Genomic DNA, 18784 nt, shown 5'->3' with positions numbered 1-18784 from the left:
ATTTTGAGATACTTTTTAGCTTTTTTTGTAGCGATATTTATCTGTGGGTGTGGCTATAAACCAGTATCAAAGATCACACATGATCTAGTTGGCGATAAAATTTACGTTGATGTGATTATCAGTAAAGAAGAGCCAAAAAATAGTGTTTGGATAAAGGATGCTGTAAAAGAGGGCATGGTCGCAAGGCTAAATAAAAATTTATCAAGTAAAGAGAGTGCTGATACTTCGATAATTGTTTCGGTAAAAAATTTAAATTACGAAGCAATTATTTATGATGAATTTGGCTACATTACGTCATACAAAGCACATCTTAGCTTAAATTATAAGACTAAATTTAAAGATGGTAGCGTGGTTGATATTCCAGCCACTGGCGAGTATGACTTTAGTGTCGCAAGACGTCAAAAAGATGTAAGATTTGCTGATAGCGTTCTTAGTGATACTCAAAAATACGAAGCTATCAAAGAGGCATCAAAAGAGGCCTTTGATGAGTATATCGCAAGTTTAGCGGTAAAAGGATATAGAAATGGCAGCAGTAACCGTTAGTCAAATAGTCAAGGAAGCCTTAAATGAGATCAAAGATCGCCATTTGATGCTAACGCCAGAGAATTACACTGAAGTCTATAATGAAATTTCTAAAAAACATGGCTTTACAACAGAAGAGAGTAAAAAGATAGAAAAATATATCTCAAGGCTTGGCGATGAATATAAAAATCAAGCCCTAAGCCTTCATATAAAGACGGTCGATGAGTTTGTCGCTTTTATGACTGCCAGGCTCTCTAGAGGTGCTCAACAGGGAGTAGGACTTGCGACTGATGATAAAAAACTACAGTCACTAAATGCATTTGCTAGAAGAATTCTACAAGCTATCTCAATGCTTCACAATAAAGATGCAAAAAGCTTAGCAGAGCAAAGTATGCAGCTGCTTGCCAGAAGATATGATGAGAAAAACCTTGAAGAGATGTGCCTTAGATGGTTTGATTTTGTTAGCTCGTATGACACTGAATTTTTAGAATTTTTGAAATATTATGGTGTTAGAAATTTTGATGATTTAAAGACAATGAGTTATGAACTTGAGAAATTTCTTACACAAAAAGACGAAAATGGCGAAGAGGATGTTTTGATTCAGCTTTTAAGCCTTACTCTTGAGCCTTCTATCACAAAGGATCTTGATGAAGAGCTTAGCACGATAAGAAGTGCTTTAAAACAAAATCCTAAAACTTTAAATAGCAAAGAATTTCAAGAAAAGGTAAAGGCATTCGTTGATCGCAGAATAGAGGAAGATAGAACAGAGATCATAGAAAAAGTTGGTTCGCTAAATAATGTCTTACAAAATATAAGCGAGAGAATTTCTGATATTGCAGTTAGTTCACAAAGTAGTTCTGATAAAGTAAAAAGCATTAAAAATGATCTAAAAAATGTAAATTTAAATACAAATAGCATTGATCAAGTAAGGAGCATGCTTATTGAGATCGCTGGTGCTTTGGAGATCGAGAGCAAAGAGCTAGGTATCGAGATGCACAATAGACAAGCTACTATTTTAGAGCTTCAAAATAGAGTGAACAGCCTTGAAAAAGAGCTTGAGGAAGCTAAACTGGAGAGCAAAGAGGACTTTTTGACAAAAGTATCTACTAAACGTGCTTTGATGAATGAGATTCAACGCATTGAAGAGGCATATAAACGCTATGGGACTGATTACTCTATATGCTTTGTTGATATTGACTTTTTCAAAAGCATAAACGATACTTATGGGCATGAGGCTGGAGATGTTATTCTTTCAGCAGTGGCTCAAGTACTTAAGAAAAACGCTAGAAAGGTTGATTTTGTTGGTAGATATGGTGGTGAAGAATTTGTAATCTTGCTTCCAAGCACTGGCTTAAAAGATAGTGTTAAATTTGGAGATAAGCTAAGAAGTATGATAGAAAATTTTAAATTTATCTATAAAAACGAGCGTATCAAGGTTACTATCAGCTCCGGTATAGCGACAAGAAGTGCAAATTTAAGCGAGACGATGACGCTTGAGGCTGCTGATAAGATGCTTTATCTCTCAAAAGAAAATGGTAGAAATCAAGTAATGCCAAAGATAATCGAGGAAAAATGAGCCTAGCTAAATTTCTTGATGGCAAACCACTTTACTATAAAGAGATTGACTATGGCAGGATTATTAGAGCGTATGCGACTATAAAAGAGCACATAAAGCCATTTAAGATTATTCACATAATAGGCACAAATGGCAAAGGTAGCAGCGGCCGCTTTTTAGCACAAATTTTAAGCCAAAATGGCGCAAAAGTAGGGCACTACACAAGCCCTCATATATTTAAGTTTAATGAGCGATTTTGGCTAAATGGCGAGGTCGCTAGTGATGAAATTTTAGAGGCAGCTCATGAGCGCTTGCAGGCTCTTCTAAATGATGAATATAAGATAAAAACGAGCTATTTTGAGTATATGACATTGCTTTCTGCGGTGCTTTTTGAGGGTTGCGACTATTTTGTCTGCGAAGCTGGTATGGGCGGTGTGCTTGATGCGACAAATGTTTTTGAAAAAGAGCTAAGCATCTTTACTCCGATCGGCTTCGACCACACGGTGATACTGGGTAGTAGCTTAGAAGAAATTTCACGTACGAAATTTGAAGCCATGGGCAAAAGAGCTATTTTAAATGATGAGATGAACGAGATAAGCGTTGCTATCGCAAAAGAGATCGCAAGCGAGAAAAAAGCGGTTTTAAGCTTTCCAAGAGAAATTTTGACCAAAGAAAATTTAAATGAGATCGCAAACTATGCAGATAAATTTAATCTACCAGAGTTTTTGCGCTCAAATTTAACTCTAGCCTACGCCGCAGCTAAAATTTTAGATAGCAGCATAGATATCAAAAAGCTTGGCGCTCTTACGCTTCGAGGCAGATGCGAAAAGATCGCTTCAAATTTATACGTTGATGTCGGTCACAACGAGCTTGGCGCAAAAGCTGTTGCTAAGAAATTTAGCCAAGGTGAGTTTACCGGCAAAAAGCTTACCTTGGTCTATAATTCGTTCTTAGATAAAGATTTCAAGGCGGTTTTGGCAGCTTTAAAGCCAGTCGTTGAGGAGGTACTACTTTATCACTACTACTGTGAGGGTAGGGAGCTTGGCGGAGAGCTCATAAATAAAGCGCTAAATGAGCTTGAAATTTCACATAGAGAGTTTGAGTCAAGCGATATGAACGATATAAAAGAGGCAAAAAATGGTAAAATTTACCTAGCATTTGGCTCGTTTTACCTGGCCGAAGCCTTTTTAAAAGAGTACTATGCAAGCAAAGGTCTATGAGTATCTTTTAACACACGCCCCACAAATTCTCATCTGCGAAGATGACAAAGAGGCGGCACTCTGCGCTGATGCGGCCAGTTTTGCTGGCTTTAGCGCCTTTAAACTACCTGATTTTAGAGCTAAAAAGGGCGATGATCTAAGAAGCTTTAACGAAGAGCTCTTTGAAATTTCATCCGTTCTTAGCAAATACTATAAATTTGATGGCAAAAAGATCATCATAAGCCCATTTAGCACGCTTTTAAACCCACTTCCAACGCAAAAAAACCTAGAAAGCTCAACGATCAAGCTAAAAGATAATCTAAATTTAAGCGAATTTGCCGACTTGCTCATACGATTTGGCTACGAGTGCGTCGATATCGTTGAGAGCGTTGGTGAGTTTAGCATACGCGGCGAAGTGATCGACATTTATGGCGTAAATATGGACGATCCTGTTAGAATTTTACTCTTTGGCGATGAGGTGGAGAGCATTAGAAACTACAACACCGCCACGCAAATTAGCAACAAAAATGAGCTAAGTGAAGCCGAGATCGTGCCGTTTATCGCAAATTTGAGCAAAGATGAGTTTGAAAAAGTTAGCCAAAAGATCGAGGATATGCAAAGCGATGCCTTAGTGAATGACCTAAATTCGCTTGGATTTTGGGCGATAGATAGCTTTAGTGACTACTTGAAAGAATTTGACTCAAAGCTTGTTAAAAAGATCGATTTCGAGATTTATGATGTGCCCAAGGAGAAATTTAAGGGCATTGAAATTTTGCCTGAGCCAAAGGTTTATAAAGATCTAGAGGTTACTTTAAATTTTGACTTTTTTGAGCTAAATAAGAGTAAAAGTATAACCGTTCTTTCAAAAAATGAAGGACTTTTTAAGGGCTATGAGCTTGATGGCTTTGCAAATGTAAAGCTTGAAATTTCGCCTCTTGTGGTAAATATAACTTCAAGCGACAAGATCGTAGTCTCACTTAATAAATTTGAGAAAAAAAGGCGAGTTAAGCGCTCAAGCCTCGTGGTGGATGAGCTAAAAGTAAATGACTATGTCGTGCATGAAGATTATGGTATAGGACGTTTTTTGGGGCTTGAAAAGATCAAGGTTTTGGGCGCGACGAAAGAATTTGTGGTTATCGCCTACCAAAATGACGATAAGCTTCTTTTGCCAGTTGAGCATCTAAATTTGATAGACCGCTACATCGCTCAAAATGGCTCTATGGCGGTGCTTGATCGCTTGGGTAAGGCAAATTTTGCCAAGATAAAAGAGAAGGTTAGAGAAAAACTCTTCGCGATCGCTTCAAAGATCGTAGCAATGGCGGCAAAAAGAGAGCTGATCGCAGGCAAAATTTTGCAAAAAGAGGATATCTCTTATCTAAATTTTGTCCAAGACGCTGGCTTTTCATACACGAATGATCAGCAAAAGGCGGTAAATGATATAAAAGATGAGCTAAAAAGCGGCAAGGTGATGGATAGGCTACTTAGTGGTGATGTTGGTTTTGGTAAGACTGAAGTTGCGATGAATGCCATATTTACCTGCATAAAATCAGGCTTTAGTGCGTTTTTCTTTGTGCCAACGACGCTTCTTAGCTCACAGCACTACAAGACGCTAAGCCAAAGATTTAGCAAATTTGGCATAAAGGTCTTTAGACTGGATCGCTTCTCAAGTGCTAAAGAAAAGGCGAGCCTACAAAAAGCGCTAAAAGAAAATGAGCCGATAGTTTGTGTGGGAACGCATGCGCTTCTTGGTGTAAAGGCTGAAAATTTAGGGCTGATCGTCGTTGATGAGGAGCATAAATTTGGCGTTAAGCAAAAAGAGCAGCTAAAAGAAATTTCTCAGCACTCACATATCTTAAGTATGAGCGCCACGCCGATACCAAGAAGCCTAAATATGGCGCTTAGCAAGATAAAAACATATAGCATTTTGGCCACTCCTCCAAGCTCAAGGCTGGATGTTAGAACAAGTGTGAGAGAGTGGGACGAAAAGGTTGTCAAAGAGGCGATCATGCGTGAGCTAAGACGTGGTGGGCAGACTTTTTACATTCACAACCACATCGCAGACATAGAGCAGACAGCAAATGATCTAAGAAAAATTTTGCCAAAGCTTAGGATATTAATCCTGCATTCAAAGGTAAATGCGAAAGTCACTGAAGATGAGATGATGAAATTTGAGCGTGGCGAGTACGACTTGCTACTTTGCACCAGTATCGTTGAAAGTGGTATTCATTTGCCAAATGCAAACACTATAATAGTAGAAAATGCCAATAAATTTGGCATGGCTGACCTGCATCAGCTCCGTGGTCGCGTGGGTAGAAGCGACAAGCAGGCCTACTGCTACTTTTTGGTGGAAGATAAAGACGCCATTAGTAAAGACGCGCTAAAACGCCTTGTAGCACTTGAGGGTAACTCATTTTTGGGCGCTGGCTCAGTGCTTGCCTATCACGACCTTGAGATAAGAGGTGGTGGTAACATCATCGGCGAGGCGCAAAGCGGCCACATCGAGGCTATCGGCTACTCGCTATATCTAAAGATGCTAGAAGATGAGATAAATAAGCTTCTTAATCAAGGCTCCGCAAAGCTTGACAAGATCGATCTAAAACTTAGTGTGAGCGCCTTTTTAAATCAAGAATTTATAAGAGAAGATAGACTACGACTTGAAATTTATAGGCGCCTTAGCAAGTGCAAAGAAGTGAGTGAGGTCTATGAGATACAAAGTGAGCTTGAGGATAGATTTGGCAAGATAGATATATTTACAAAGCAGTTTTTAGACGTCATTATTATCAAAATTTTAGCTCTAAAAGCTGGTATAAAAACGATCTCAAACAGCGAGCAAAATATATTAATAACAAAAAATGATGATGAGAAAATCAGGCTAAAGTCTCGTAGCAAGGACGATGATGATGTTTTGGCTGAAATTTTGGTCTATCTAAGAAAGGATAAGAAATGATAGATTGGGGTGTGAAATACGCAGCGATTTATAGAAGTACAAAAGGGATGTTAAAGCCGGTTGAGGATATCGATTTTGTCGATATCGACTCGCTTTATGGGCTAGAGAAACAAAAAGAAATTTTGCTGAAAAATACTCTAAATTTTATAGAAGATAAAGATGCAAATCACGTGCTTCTTTGGGGTGAGAGAGGATGTGGCAAGTCAAGTCTCGTAAGGGCTGTTTTTACTAAATTTTATAAAGCTGGGCTTCGTATTATTGAGATCGGTTGCGAGGATCTAAAATATCTTGGCGACATCATCGATGAGATCAGAAAAAGCGAGTTTAAATTTATCATTTTTTGTGATGATCTAAGCTTTGAAAATGGTAGCAATGAGTATAAATTTCTAAAGTCTATCATGGATGGCTCTATCCAAAAGCCGCCAAAAAACGTCCTTTTATACGCTACATCAAATCGTAGACATCTAATAAGTGAGTTTAAAAGTGAAAATGAAAACTCAGAGCTAATTGACGGAGAAATTCACTACAGCGACGCAGCTCAGGAGAAAATTTCTCTCTCAGATCGCTTTGGCCTTTGGATCAGCTTTTATCAAGGTAACTACGACGAGTATCTAAAAATGGTTGATTTTTACTTCAAAGACTACGCAGGTGACAAAGAGGAGCTTCATACGCTTGCTAAAAATTTTGCCACGCTAAGAGCCAGCAGAAGTGGTAGGACAGCAAAGCAGTTTTATCTAACTTTTAAAGAAAATTTAAAATGACTTCAACCGATCTATTTTTAACCTTATTTAACCACAAAGGCAAAAATTTTGACGAGCTAAAATGGCTAGGTGAGGGCACTTTTGAGGTTATTTTGGGTGCGATCCTAGTGCAAAATACCAACTGGAAAAATGTAGAAAAGGCACTAAATAATCTAAAAAAAGCTGGAAAAGACAGTTTAGATGGCATTTGTGCGCTTGAAAACAGCGAGCTTGCCACGCTTATAAAGCCAAGTGGCTTTTACAACACAAAGGCAAAACGGCTAAAGATGCTTTGCTTAGCTATAAAAAATGAATTTGGTGACTTTGAAAACTTTAAAGAAAACGTAGGCCGCGAGTGGCTCATAAGCGTAAGAGGCGTTGGCGCAGAGACTTGCGACGCGATACTGGCATATGCTTGCGGCAAGCCTTATATGGTCGTTGATGCTTACGCGCTTAGGATAATGGCGTATTTCGACTACACTTTTGAGAGCTACGACGAGGCAGCTGAGTGGTTTAGCTCACTTGATTATGATGAAATTTATAAAATTCTTGATAGCGAGGAATTTGATGAGGTTGAAATTTTAAAACTCTATCACGCTCTTATTTTGGAGTTTTGTAAAGAGAATTTCAAAGGTAAAATTTTAAGCCAAAATGGCCAAAAAATATTAAGCAGCATTAAAAATTAAACTACTAATATGTAACAACTCTTTATAAATTTGCCAAAGACTGGGGCTTTTTATAATCTATTTTAAAATTCTGTGCTAAATTTACACAAAATTTATCTTATTTAATTTAGGAGGAGTGATGATTTACGATAACATCGTTAAAACGATTGGTAATACACCTATTGTAAAGATAAAAACAGGTGCTGATGAAGCCGAAATTTACGTAAAATTAGAGTTTTTTAACCCAGGTGGCTCTGTAAAAGATAGGATTGCATTTAATATGATAACTAAGATGCTAGCTGACGGCACGCTAAAACATGGTGATACTATCGTTGAGCCAACGAGTGGAAATACTGGTATTGGTGTAGCGATGTGCGGTGCTGCACTTGGCTTTAAAGTGATCCTTTGCATGCCAGAGAGCATGAGTATAGAAAGACGCAAAATAGTAGCTGCTTATGGTGCACAGCTTGAGCTAACTCCTGCGTCTGGTGGCATGAAAGCAGCGATCGTAAGAGCTACAGAGCTAGCAGCTCAGCCAAATCACGTAATGCTAAGCCAGTTTGAAAACAAGTATAACCCACAAGCTCACGAGCTAACAACAGCAGCTGAAATTGTGGCTGATTTTAGCAAGCTTGATGCATTTGTAGCTGGCGTTGGCACAGGTGGTACAATAAGCGGCGTAGCAAAAATTTTAAAAGAAAAAGGCTATGATACTAAGATCATCGCAGTAGAGCCTGAAGCATCGCCGGTTTTAAGTGGTGGCAACCCAGGACCGCATAAAATTCAAGGCATTGGAGCCGGATTTTTACCAAATACTATGAATATGAGCTTAGTTAGCGAGGTAGAAAAAGTAAGCAACGATGACGCACTAAACGCAGCTAGAGCAATTGCAAAAAGTGATGGACTCATGATAGGTATAAGCGGTGGTGCTGCTTACGTGGCTGCAAAAAGAGTAGCTAAAAGACTTGGCGCTGGCAAAAAAGTACTTTTCATAGCTCCAGATAATGGCGAAAGATACTTAAGCACAGAGCTTTACGGAGCATAAAATATGTGGGAGAGTCTAAAGGAGCTAGTTCAAACTGTTCGTGAAAAAGACCCATCGGTACATAAGTGTTGCTTTTTGGCAATACTTATAAACACTCCTGGCATCCATGCGGTTTTGTTTCATAAAATTTCTCATTTTTTATATAAAAAAGGGCATTTTTTTCTAGCTAGACTCATCTCGCAAATTGCAAGATTTTTAACGGGCATCGAGATCCATCCTGGAGCAAAGATCGGCAGGAGATTTTTCATAGATCATGGCATGGGTGTGGTTATCGGTGAGACAGCTGAGATAGGCGATGATGTAATGATGTATCATCAAGTAACACTTGGAGGCACCGGAAAAGAGTGTGGCAAAAGACACCCGACTGTAAAAAATGGTGTGACTATCGCAGCTGGCTCAAAGATACTAGGTGCCATAACGATCGGCGAAAATGCCAAGATCGGCGCAAACTCAGTCGTGTTAAAAAATGTCCCAGCAAACGCGACAGTCGTTGGTATACCAGCGAGAATAGTTCGAGTAAATGGGACAAAATTTGAACCAGAGTTTATTATCTAATCTTAAGGATTAGATAAATTTATTCTTACTTTTTATGCTTTAAAATTTGAGCATAAATTTCGTCTTTTAGTTTTAACTTCTCTTTCTTTAAATTATCAATTTCAGATGGTTTTGCTAGATTGTCGTCTATTTTTTTATTTAGCTCATCATGTTTTTTGCAAAGAGTAGCAAAACGAGCATCGGTTTTCTTTAGCTCATTTATAAGGTCTGTATATTCATGTAACATATCGGCTCCTATAAAAATTTGAGAAATTTTATCAAGACTTTGTAAATGCTTGGATATAAAAAAGGTGCCAAGCCATTGCTTAAATTTTTAAAAAGAGTGAGTAGAAAAATTTATTTTATACGTATTTAAATTCTTCAGGTTTGTGTTTGCTTTTTACAACACGCTTAGTTAGACGTATTCCATCAACGGTACCGATGACTAAAAGCTTTGATCCTGTTCCTACTAATGTATCGCCATTTGGCATTGGCACAAAATTATTATTTATATCTCTAATGCCTACTATGTCCGCATTTGTTATGTTTCGTAGATGAGTTTCTTTTAATCTTTTAAATCTTATCCAAGAGTAATCAGGCACAAGAATTTCTTCTATATCGATAGGTGAATTTTTTGTATACAAAAACTGCTCTAATAAATTTTCCATGTCCGGCCTTACGCTCATAGCACTTAACCGCTGCGCGACTAATCGAGATGGGCTTACTACATTGTCAGCGCCTAATTTTTTTAATCTTTGCGTATCGTCTTCTGTCTCTGCATTTGTGATGATATGATAAGGCTTTCTGCGACCTATCTCTTTTTCATAAAGTCTTACAGATGCTATAAGGGCGATGTTATCAGCAATATTTGAGCTAAGAGTTATAAGACCTTTTGCACTTGATAGATGTGTTTTTAAAAAGGCAATTTGTGTATGTGGCTGAGCTTTTATGAAATATGGATATTTATAAATTTGAGCTAGCTCTGCGATATCTTCTCTATCATCGACCACTACAAAAGGTATATGATTTTCGCGAAATTGAGCACTAAGTTCGATTGTGTATAGATTGTGATAACAAATAACGAAGTGATTCTTTAGTCTTGCGATCCTATAAAGCATGCGTCGTTCCTTTAAAATGCTAATTAATGTACCTCTTTTTAAAACCTCAACCACAATACCAATCGATAGTGTAAATATAATAAAACCAATAAGTATAAATGTGATAGTAAAAATTCTGCCCTTTGGAGTTATTGGAGCAACTTCGGTAAAACCAACTGTTGTAAAAGTCATGCCAGCTTGGTAAAAGGCATCTATTAGCGAGAAATTATCTATTAAGACATAACCTAATGTTCCAAAAAGTAACAGCAATACGACTGAAATTAGTGGAAATCTAAAAGGTTTTAATTGTTCGTAAAGCTCAGTATCTAGGCTTATTTCTGGTTTTGTAGAGTTCGACCAGTTGAGGAATTTTAAAAGTCTTGAGAGAAAAGACATAAATTCCTCTTCATTTTATATTCTTAGTTTGATTGTTTTTTCATCGTTCTTAGAGTAGAAGCAGCAACTTTTATCTTTCTTGTAGTACCATCTTCTAGTGTAATACGAATCGTTCTAAGATTTGGCAAGAATCTTCTTTTAGTTTTATTGTTAGCGTGGCTCACATTGTTGCCTATCATCGGTCCTTTGCCTGTTATCGCACATCTTTTTGACATTTTTTTTCCTTATAAACAAAAATTTCTGCTGATTTTATCTAAAACAAACAAAAGTAATGCTTAAATAGATTCTTTTTTAAAAGAATTGATTTTTATTAATAATCTAGATAAAATAACATCTTTGCCTATAATTATAAATAGCAAAAATATTTAGAAATCTTGAGTGATACAAAATGCTTAGTAAAGAGTTGATCGAAAAAAATGTTGATTTTGTTTTACAGATGCCAACTCTTTTTGAAAAGGTCGAGCACTTTTTGTTAGCTGGTAATGTAACTGAGGCAGTTGCTACTTTACAAAATATAGCATCTTTTAAAACTTATTTTAGCTCCATTTTTAAGCGTGCAAAATTTGATATTCCTTATGATGGCAACGATTTGGTAGTAATAGCAAATATGCTTGGCATTGATGCTTTTAGAGCGATAGTGCTTTCTTATTTTATATTTTTAAAATCTCCAAAAATTTATAAGGTATTTAATTTTAAAATCGTCGATTTGATCGAGCTTAATGCTAAAATTTTATCAGATTGGCTAAAGGTATTAAATTCTTTTAAAGAAAAACACTATAACTATTTATCACTTGCTCCGTATTCTATGGCCTGTATTATAGTGTGTGAAAATTTATTTTCAAAATATCCATCTTGTATGTCAGATGTTATTTTGTATTCTGATGTAAGCTATAATAAAATTTTGCAAAAAAAATATGGCTTTAGTCTTTGGGATATTTTTTTAAAAGTAATGAATATGAATAAACAATCATTAAGCAAGATTGATAAAGAGATGCTTTGCTTTTTTGAGATTTTGCTCTCTTATGAGTCCAGCAGGCCTGAATTTTATGATTTTGGAGTTGATAAAATTTTAGATATCAGTGTTTATCCAGAGATGCAAACTATTATATTTATTAAAAAAGCTCTACAAAAATGAAATTAACTTTTAATGGTTCTATGGCAATTATAAGGCCTTTTGGTTTTTTGGAAGCAGAGAACGTTCCATTAAAATTAAGTGAAAAATATATAAACCAAATTTCATCGCGCGATATCAGCGCTATACTGCTCTCACTAAAAAATGTTACATTTTTTAGTCCTATTTGGCTTGGTAGAATAATTGAAAATTTAAGCGAAGAAGCGCAAAAGCTTGGCGTAGTATTTGCGATTTGCGATTATAATGAAATTTTTTATGAATTGATGATGAAAACAGTTAAGAATATTTTAAATATTTCGATGTTTGAAAGTGAAAATATCGCAAGCTTGTTTTTAAATAAATTTCTAAATAACGCAAATGACAAAGTTTTTATTTATAACTCAACTGAGCAGTATAAGCACTATTTGGCCAATTATCTCAAAAATCGCTCATTTGATGTGGTTGAGGCTAGAGATGCGACCGAGTTTAATAAAAAAAAGAATTTATATAGTTATGCAGTGTCACAGCTAAATCATGTGAGATTAAGACAAAATCAGATAGATACTTTTATAAAAGATGGTGTCGTTGTTTATGCCATAAAAAGTTTTATGGACTCAGATTTTATTGAAGATTTTGATATGTCAGCTCATGACATTATGCTAAAAATCGGATATAAATTTTTTATTTTATGGGTAAATATTTCTGGTGCTTTAAATATAAGGGGTGCAAAATTTCTAATCAAACTTGCTAGCATTAGCAAAAGATCAGGTGCATTTATTTCGCTTTGTGGTATAAACGAATCAAATTTATCTATTGAATTAGTAACGTATCTTAAAGATGCAAATATATTTATCTATAAAAATTTAAATGACTTTTATAAAGATGACACTATTTTTTATCTTAAAAAAAGAGACTTTAATGCAGAGCCAGTAGATATCAACAAGAGCGTTGCTCAAATTTCATCTTATGTGACGCAAATTGCGAGCAAAATTATCTCACAGTTAACAGAAGAAGAAATTTTGTGCGTTGATACCAAAGTTAGTGCCCTTGACATAGAGGACGAGTGCGATTACTTGCGTATTTGTGTTCAGTATTATGGTGATATTTACGCAAGAGTGCTATTTGGAGTAAAAAAAGATAAATTAGACAAAATTTGCTCTATTTTTATGCCTGAAGGCGATGATTTAAATGATTATTTAAGTGGATATTCTCAAATTTTTAGTATCATTACAGATAAATTTTTGACTCATCTTTGGCAAAAAGGCATAAAAGTAAAAGTCAGCTTGCCTAAAATTTTATCCGATGATGTTTTTTTTGATCACAATAGTGTAGGCATCATGAATAGACTAGATGTAAAAGATGACGAAATAGGCTTTGTATTTGTAACCAAGTAAGGAGAAGAAATGTACGTTGCACCTAGTATTTTATCGGCTGATTTTGGAAATTTGGCAGCTGAGATAAGAGCCATTTGCGAGGCTGGGTGTGATCTGGTGCATGTTGATGTTATGGATGGACATTTTGTGCCAAATTTAACTATCGGACCAGTCGTGGTAAATGCCGTTGCAAAAGCAGCCACGAAGCCACTTGATATACATTTGATGGTTGAAAATAACTCATTTTTTGCTGATCTTTTCTTGCCACTAAAGCCAAAATTTCTAACCTTTCACATCGAAGAAGAGAAGCATCCATTAAGGCTCATCGATCACATCAGAAAAAATGGCGTTGGCCCTGGTATCGTGCTAAATCCGCATACGCCAGTTAGTGTGATCGAACACATTATCGATGAAGTCGATATGGTACTTTTGATGAGCGTAAATCCTGGCTTTGGCGGTCAGAAATTTATGCCAGTCGTGCTTGAAAAAACAAGGGCGCTACGAGAGCTGATAGAACGAAAAAACGCTAAGTGCCTCATCGAAGTAGATGGCGGCATAAACGGACTAAATGCACCTGATCTTGAAGAGGCCGGAGCTGATATTTTGGTGGCTGGCAACTACATCTTCTCATCAAATTCCTACGAACAAGCCATCCGCGCCATAAAGCTTGAGTTTTGAAACCAAAAAAACAGCGTTTAGAAAATAGCATAGAAATTTTAGCTAGGCAAAATTTAAGCTATCATGAGTTTATTTTAAGATTTAGCGATATCGAGGAAATTTCATCTATTATTGACGTGCGTGACCTTGATATGTGGCGAACTCTTGGGCTTGACATCACTAGAAATGAAGAGAATGAGATCGAGCTTGGTACGAGATTTCGTGATATTAGTGATCAAGAATTTTGCGTGGTTGATATCGAAACGACTGGCGGTACGACGAGCGGACAGATCATTGAAATCGGTGCGATAAAAATGAAAAATAGCGTTGAGATAGGGCGTTTTGAAAGCTTTATTGCAGCTCCTGTGGTGCCTGAAAATATCACCGAACTAACTGGCATAAAGGCGAGTGATCTAGTTGGTGCACCAAATTTATTAAACGTGCTTGAGCGGTTTAAAATTTTTCTAGGAACTAGCGTCTTTATCGCGCACAACGTAAATTTTGACTATGGCTTTATCTCTCACAGCCTAAATGAGATCGGCCTTGGCATGTTGCTAAACAGAAAGCTTTGCACCATCGATCTTAGTCGCCGCACTATCGCTTCGCAAAAATACGGACTTGGCTCGCTAAAAGAACTCCTTGGTATAAATAACACCCACCACAGAGCTCTAAATGACGCAATAGCAGCAGCTGAAATTTTTAAAGTCTGCCTCACATGCCTACCTTTTAGTATCCAAACTACAGAGGATCTCATAAGCTTTAGCAAAACAGCTCCAAGCGTGAAGCTAAAACCTGAACCAGTTTTGTGTGCGAATTAGCGGTAAAAAATTATCCATAATCCTAAATTTAATCATTAATTTTTATGCGATCTTTGTTTTTAAAGGATTGTGGGCAGTTTGCTAAATTTTACAAAAAAGGAGGCAAATGAGTCAGAAAAATTTAGTTTCAAATTTTATCTCAGCTGACGATGAGATGCTTGCTTTTTTATCAAATTTTAGCAATAAGTGGTGCGTGAGTAACGATGGGGCGAAATTTATAGAGCAAAATTTTACCTTCATTGGCTCAAAGCCAGTTTTGCAAAATTTAAAAGGTTACAAAACGGCTGAATATAAAAATTTTACCGACATTAAAAAATTTCTCAGCTCAAATCCAAGCATCAAAAGTAAAATTTTAAGTGGCGAGATAAGCTACATCGGCGACAACTTAACAAATATAGAGGTTAAATTTGCACCCGAGTATTTTTATGATTTTTTAAAATTTATAGTTGAAAATATCCCAGAACATCACTATTTTTGTAGTCCCAAGGATGGCTGGATATTGTTTATTGCAACAGAGGGATATGTAGAATTTGGTGTTTTGCACTAATAAATTTATTTTTAAGCAGTTGTCTAAAATTGTCCATAAAAACAAAACGTGAAAGAAAAATTATTCGTAAAAATTCTTAAAATTAACAAAAAACTGGGCTTGCATCCCAACACCGCTTGTTGCTAGCAAAATTTAATCAATTTTTTTATATAATCCCTATTTTTCACAAAGGCAAAAAGATGGATAGAAAATCTTGGAGTTCAAGGCTCACATACATTTTAGCTGTTGCAGGAGCTACGGTCGGCTTTGGTGCGACGTGGCGTTTTCCGTATTTGGTCGGGCAAAATGGCGGCGGTGCCTATGTACTCGTGTTTTGCATCGCTATGATCGTGATTGGCATACCGATGATTTTAGCCGAAAACGCGATCGGTAGACGTCTAAAATGCAACGCTGTGGATGCTTTTGGCGGATCGATAAATGGTAAAAAGATCAGTAAAAAGTGGCAGATCGTTGGCTGGATGGGACTTATTGGTGCATTTGGCATTATGGCTTATTATATGGTTATCGGCGGCTGGGTGTTAAACTACATTGCCCAAATTTCATTTGGTTTGCTTGACCTATCACATGTGGTTAGTTTTGAGGAGACAAGTGTGTTTTATGAGCAAAATATCGTGAACAATCCACTTGCTATAAGCTTTGCGACACTTGTTTTTGTGCTAGTTAATTACGCTATTTTGGTGCAAGGCGCGGTCGGCGGTATCGAGCGATCAGCAAAATTTTTAATGCCACTACTTTTTATTTTAATGCTTATTATGATCGCTAAAAATATCACGCTTGATGGTGCAATAGAAGGCGTAAAATTTTACTTAACGCCTAATTTCTCAAAGATAAATTTAAAGCTTTTCGTTGATGTTTTGGGGCAGGTCTTTTTTGCTCTTTCGCTTGGTTTTGGTGTGATGATCACACTTTCTAGCTTTGTGAAAAAGGATGAGGGTTTGGTTAAAATTTCTATCATTACAGGTATTTTAAATACGGTAATTGCCGTGCTTGCAGGATTTATGATTTTCCCTTCTCTTTTTAGCTATGGTGTATCGCCGGATAGTGGTCCAAGTTTAGTGTTTAAATCACTACCAATTGTTTTTTCTCACATGCCATTTGGTGGTTTTTTTGCGGTTGCATTTTTTACACTATTAATGATCGCTGCACTTACGACATCGCTACCAATATATGAAGTAATAATCACAACACTTCAAGAAAAATTTAAGATAAAACGCAAAAAAGCAATATTTTTAGTCCTTGGGGGTATATTTATTTTAGGAAATTTACCTTCGCTTATGGCCACAAATATACTAAGCCATGTAAGCATTTTTGGTAAGAATATTTTTGACGCATATGATGCAATAAGTGCAACGATATTTTTTGTATTTACTTCATTTGGGTGTGCAATATTCGTAGGTTGGGTGCTAAAAGATGATGCAAAAAAAGAAATTTTGCAAGGTAGTGAAAAACATGCAAAACTAATAAATGTCTGGTTTTGGTATATCAAATTCGTCGTACCGTTTATCATTTTGGTGCTTTTTATCAGCTCGTTTTACGATAATTTTTTAAAATAGGGCGTAAAAATATGTTTTATTTTTTACTCGGTATTTATTTTTTTTACGTCGCCGCAAAGGTGTGGCTAGCGATTTTGCAGATAGGCTTTATCCGTGCAGAGGCTAAAAAGCCGGCCGTCGTGCTAGAGCAGGGGGAGTATAAAACCGCAGCCGCCGCAGCGATAAGCAATCAAAAATTTGAGATAGCTAGCCTATTTTATCACGCCACGATATTTATGATGTGGGCGTGCTGGGGGCTTGGCGCGATATCGGAGCATGCCTATAAAACGGGAGATATAGGCGATAACGTCTTTATGGTTATGGTATTTTTGCTAGTTTCGTCGCTGCTGGAGCTACCGCTAAATATCTACGAAACCTTCGTCAAAGATAAAAAGCTCGGCTTTTCGAACGTAACGCCTAAAATTTTTGCGCTTGATCTACTTAAAACTCTCGCGCTAACGCTGGTGTTTGGTACGCTGTTTGTGTGGCTAGTGCTGCTTTGCATTAGATTTTTGGGCGATTTTTGGTGGTTTTGGGCGTTTTTGCTGAGCTTCGCGGTCGCGCTCGTGATAAATCTCATCTATCCGACGCTCATCGCGCCTATCTTTAATAAAATGCAGCCGCTAGAAGAGGGCGAGCTAAAAAGCCGTATAGAAGGACTTTTGACGCAGTGCGGCTTTAAAAGTAGCGGCGTTTTTACGATAGACGCCAGCAAGCGCGACAACCGCCTAAACGCCTATTTCGGCGGCCTTGGCGCGACTAAGCGCGTCGTGCTTTTCGACACGCTCGTTAAAAAACTAAGTTTAGAGGAGATAATCGCCGTTTTGGGGCATGAGCTTGGGCACTTTAAGCACAAAGATATCCTAAAAATGATCGCCCTAAGCGCGGTTATGCTTTTTGCGATGTTTTTTATATTCGGCAACATCCCTGACGAGGCGTATCAGGCACTGGGGCTTCATAGCGGAGGCGGCGGAGTGATCGTGTTTTTGCTACTTTTTTCGCCGATTTTTGGGTTTTTATTCTCGCCTATTAGCTCGTATTTTAGCCGCGCGAACGAATTTGGCGCCGATAAATTCTCAGGCGAAATTTCAAACAAGGCCGACATGATAAGCGCACTAAAAAAACTAGGCAGCGAAAACAAGGCCTTCCCGAAGGCTCATCCGCTTTATGCGTTCGTCTATTACTCGCACCCAAGCCTTTTTGAGCGTATAAACGAGCTGGAAAATGAAAATTGAAGAGGCTCTTAAAGAGGCTAGTTTAAGGCTAAGCTCACTTTGTCAAAATCCAAGCAGAGTGGCTAAAATTTTGCTTATGAACTATCTTGATGTAAGCATTGAATGGATATTTTTAAATCAAAAAAATGAATTTGATGAGAGCGGCTATTTTGCTCTAGTTAAAAGGTATGAAAACTACGAGCCTCTTGAATATATAACTGGTAAAGCTAGCTTTTATGGGCTTGATTTTTACGTGGAAAGCGGAGTGCTGATCCCAAGACCTGAAACAGAAATTTTAGTGGATAAAGTAATAGAAATTTCACGCGAATATAATGAACCAAAGATCGCAGAAATAGGCGCAGGAAGTGGAATTATTAGTATCATGCTAGCTTTAAAAACAAATGCAAATATTGTAGCGACAGACATAAATGAAAAAGCTTTGATGCTTGCTAAAAAAAATGCAGATAAATTTGATGTAGGTGGGAGGATCAAATTTTTAAACTGCTCTTATGTGGATGAAATTTTAGAAGATATTGATATTTTGGTTTCAAATCCGCCATATATTGCAAGAAGCTATAAACTTAGTAAATTTGTACTAAATGAGCCAGAAAGTGCGCTCTTTGGAGGCGAAGTAGGAGATGAAATCTTAAAAGACATTATTCTCATAGCCAAAGATCGTAATATCAAAAACGTTGCTTGTGAGATGGGGTACGATCAAAAAGCAAGTATGCAAAAATTCTTAGAGGCCAATGGTTTTGAGTATAGCTTTTACAAAGATTTGGCTGGCTTTGATAGAGGCTTTTGTGCGAAGTTAAAAATATAAAGGAGAGAG

The 18784-nt window shown here is 37.0% G+C and carries 19 protein-coding genes; 16 read left to right on the top strand and 3 right to left on the bottom strand.

Going from position 1 to position 18784, the window contains the following annotated elements:
- Positions 1–3 precede the first annotated feature (3 nt).
- From lptE to epsC, 8 genes are all read left to right on the top strand, one after another.
- On the top strand, positions 4–543 hold the full coding sequence (gene lptE / locus F3G75_RS01855; RefSeq protein ID WP_149716348.1) for an LPS assembly lipoprotein LptE: 540 nt from the start codon (positions 4–6) through the stop codon (positions 541–543).
- Positions 524–2098, top strand: a complete 1575-nt coding sequence (locus F3G75_RS01850) for a GGDEF domain-containing protein (RefSeq protein ID WP_149716347.1) — start codon at positions 524–526, stop codon at positions 2096–2098. The genes lptE and F3G75_RS01850 overlap by 20 nt, the downstream gene beginning before the upstream one ends.
- Complete coding sequence (locus tag F3G75_RS01845) at positions 2095–3297, top strand: folylpolyglutamate synthase family protein (RefSeq protein ID WP_149716346.1); 1203 nt, start codon at positions 2095–2097, stop codon at positions 3295–3297. Before F3G75_RS01850 ends, F3G75_RS01845 begins: the two co-directional genes overlap by 4 nt.
- Positions 3278–6223 (top strand): transcription-repair coupling factor, encoded by a 2946-nt coding sequence (mfd, locus tag F3G75_RS01840; protein ID WP_149716345.1) that lies wholly within the window; start codon positions 3278–3280, stop codon positions 6221–6223. Before F3G75_RS01845 ends, mfd begins: the two co-directional genes overlap by 20 nt.
- The gene (locus tag F3G75_RS01835) at positions 6220–6984 is read left to right on the top strand and encodes an ATP-binding protein (RefSeq protein WP_149716344.1); all 765 of its coding nucleotides are present in this window, start codon (positions 6220–6222) and stop codon (positions 6982–6984) included. Before mfd ends, F3G75_RS01835 begins: the two co-directional genes overlap by 4 nt.
- On the top strand, positions 6981–7649 hold the full coding sequence (locus F3G75_RS01830) for an endonuclease III domain-containing protein (RefSeq protein ID WP_149716343.1): 669 nt from the start codon (positions 6981–6983) through the stop codon (positions 7647–7649). Before F3G75_RS01835 ends, F3G75_RS01830 begins: the two co-directional genes overlap by 4 nt.
- Before the next feature lie 118 nt (positions 7650–7767).
- Positions 7768–8673 carry a cysteine synthase A gene (gene cysK, locus F3G75_RS01825; protein ID WP_149716342.1) on the top strand — a complete coding sequence of 302 codons (906 nt, stop codon included), beginning with the start codon at positions 7768–7770 and terminating at the stop codon, positions 8671–8673.
- Between the two features lie 3 nt (positions 8674–8676).
- Positions 8677–9228 (top strand): serine O-acetyltransferase EpsC, encoded by a 552-nt coding sequence (gene epsC, locus F3G75_RS01820; protein WP_103640774.1) that lies wholly within the window; start codon positions 8677–8679, stop codon positions 9226–9228.
- A gap of 25 nt (positions 9229–9253) precedes the next feature.
- Here epsC and F3G75_RS01815 read toward each other — a convergent pair whose 3' ends face one another.
- The 3 genes from F3G75_RS01815 to rpmB form a co-directional block, all read right to left on the bottom strand.
- Entirely contained in the window at positions 9254–9454 is a 201-nt protein-coding gene (locus tag F3G75_RS01815) for an HP1242/YdcH family protein (RefSeq protein WP_084108294.1), read from the bottom strand.
- Positions 9455–9569: 115 nt separating this feature from the next.
- A complete protein-coding gene (locus tag F3G75_RS01810; protein ID WP_021090478.1) occupies positions 9570–10700 on the bottom strand; it encodes a potassium channel family protein in 1131 nt (376 codons plus the stop codon).
- Positions 10701–10723: 23 nt separating this feature from the next.
- Entirely contained in the window at positions 10724–10915 is a 192-nt protein-coding gene (gene rpmB, locus F3G75_RS01805) for a 50S ribosomal protein L28 (protein ID WP_149716341.1), read from the bottom strand.
- A gap of 173 nt (positions 10916–11088) precedes the next feature.
- On the opposite strand from rpmB, the gene F3G75_RS01800 reads away from it, so the two are divergent.
- The 8 genes from F3G75_RS01800 to prmC all read left to right on the top strand — a co-directional run bounded on the left by F3G75_RS01800 (position 11089) and on the right by prmC (position 18775).
- Positions 11089–11835 carry a hypothetical protein gene (locus F3G75_RS01800; RefSeq protein WP_149716340.1) on the top strand — a complete coding sequence of 249 codons (747 nt, stop codon included), beginning with the start codon at positions 11089–11091 and terminating at the stop codon, positions 11833–11835.
- 47 nt (positions 11836–11882) lie between these two features.
- Positions 11883–13205 carry a hypothetical protein gene (locus F3G75_RS01795; RefSeq protein WP_188115373.1) on the top strand — a complete coding sequence of 441 codons (1323 nt, stop codon included), beginning with the start codon at positions 11883–11885 and terminating at the stop codon, positions 13203–13205.
- A 9-nt stretch (positions 13206–13214) separates the two neighbouring features.
- Positions 13215–13862 carry a ribulose-phosphate 3-epimerase gene (gene rpe, locus F3G75_RS01790; protein ID WP_149716338.1) on the top strand — a complete coding sequence of 216 codons (648 nt, stop codon included), beginning with the start codon at positions 13215–13217 and terminating at the stop codon, positions 13860–13862.
- Complete coding sequence (locus F3G75_RS01785) at positions 13859–14659, top strand: 3'-5' exonuclease (protein WP_149716337.1); 801 nt, start codon at positions 13859–13861, stop codon at positions 14657–14659. Before rpe ends, F3G75_RS01785 begins: the two co-directional genes overlap by 4 nt.
- Before the next feature lie 106 nt (positions 14660–14765).
- Positions 14766–15206, top strand: a complete 441-nt coding sequence (locus F3G75_RS01780; protein ID WP_149716336.1) for a hypothetical protein — start codon at positions 14766–14768, stop codon at positions 15204–15206.
- 179 nt (positions 15207–15385) lie between these two features.
- Entirely contained in the window at positions 15386–16759 is a 1374-nt protein-coding gene (locus F3G75_RS01775) for a sodium-dependent transporter (protein ID WP_149716335.1), read from the top strand.
- Positions 16760–16770: 11 nt separating this feature from the next.
- Entirely contained in the window at positions 16771–17973 is a 1203-nt protein-coding gene (locus F3G75_RS01770) for a M48 family metallopeptidase (RefSeq protein WP_149716334.1), read from the top strand.
- A complete protein-coding gene (gene prmC, locus F3G75_RS01765; RefSeq protein WP_149716333.1) occupies positions 17963–18775 on the top strand; it encodes a peptide chain release factor N(5)-glutamine methyltransferase in 813 nt (270 codons plus the stop codon). The genes F3G75_RS01770 and prmC overlap by 11 nt, the downstream gene beginning before the upstream one ends.
- Positions 18776–18784 lie beyond the last annotated feature (9 nt).

The organism is Campylobacter concisus (assembly GCF_902460705.1).
Classification (GTDB): Bacteria; Campylobacterota; Campylobacteria; order Campylobacterales; family Campylobacteraceae; genus Campylobacter_A; species Campylobacter_A concisus_Z.
Note: the sequence above shows the minus strand (reverse complement) of the source record. Positions and strands in the feature narration are given on the sequence as shown.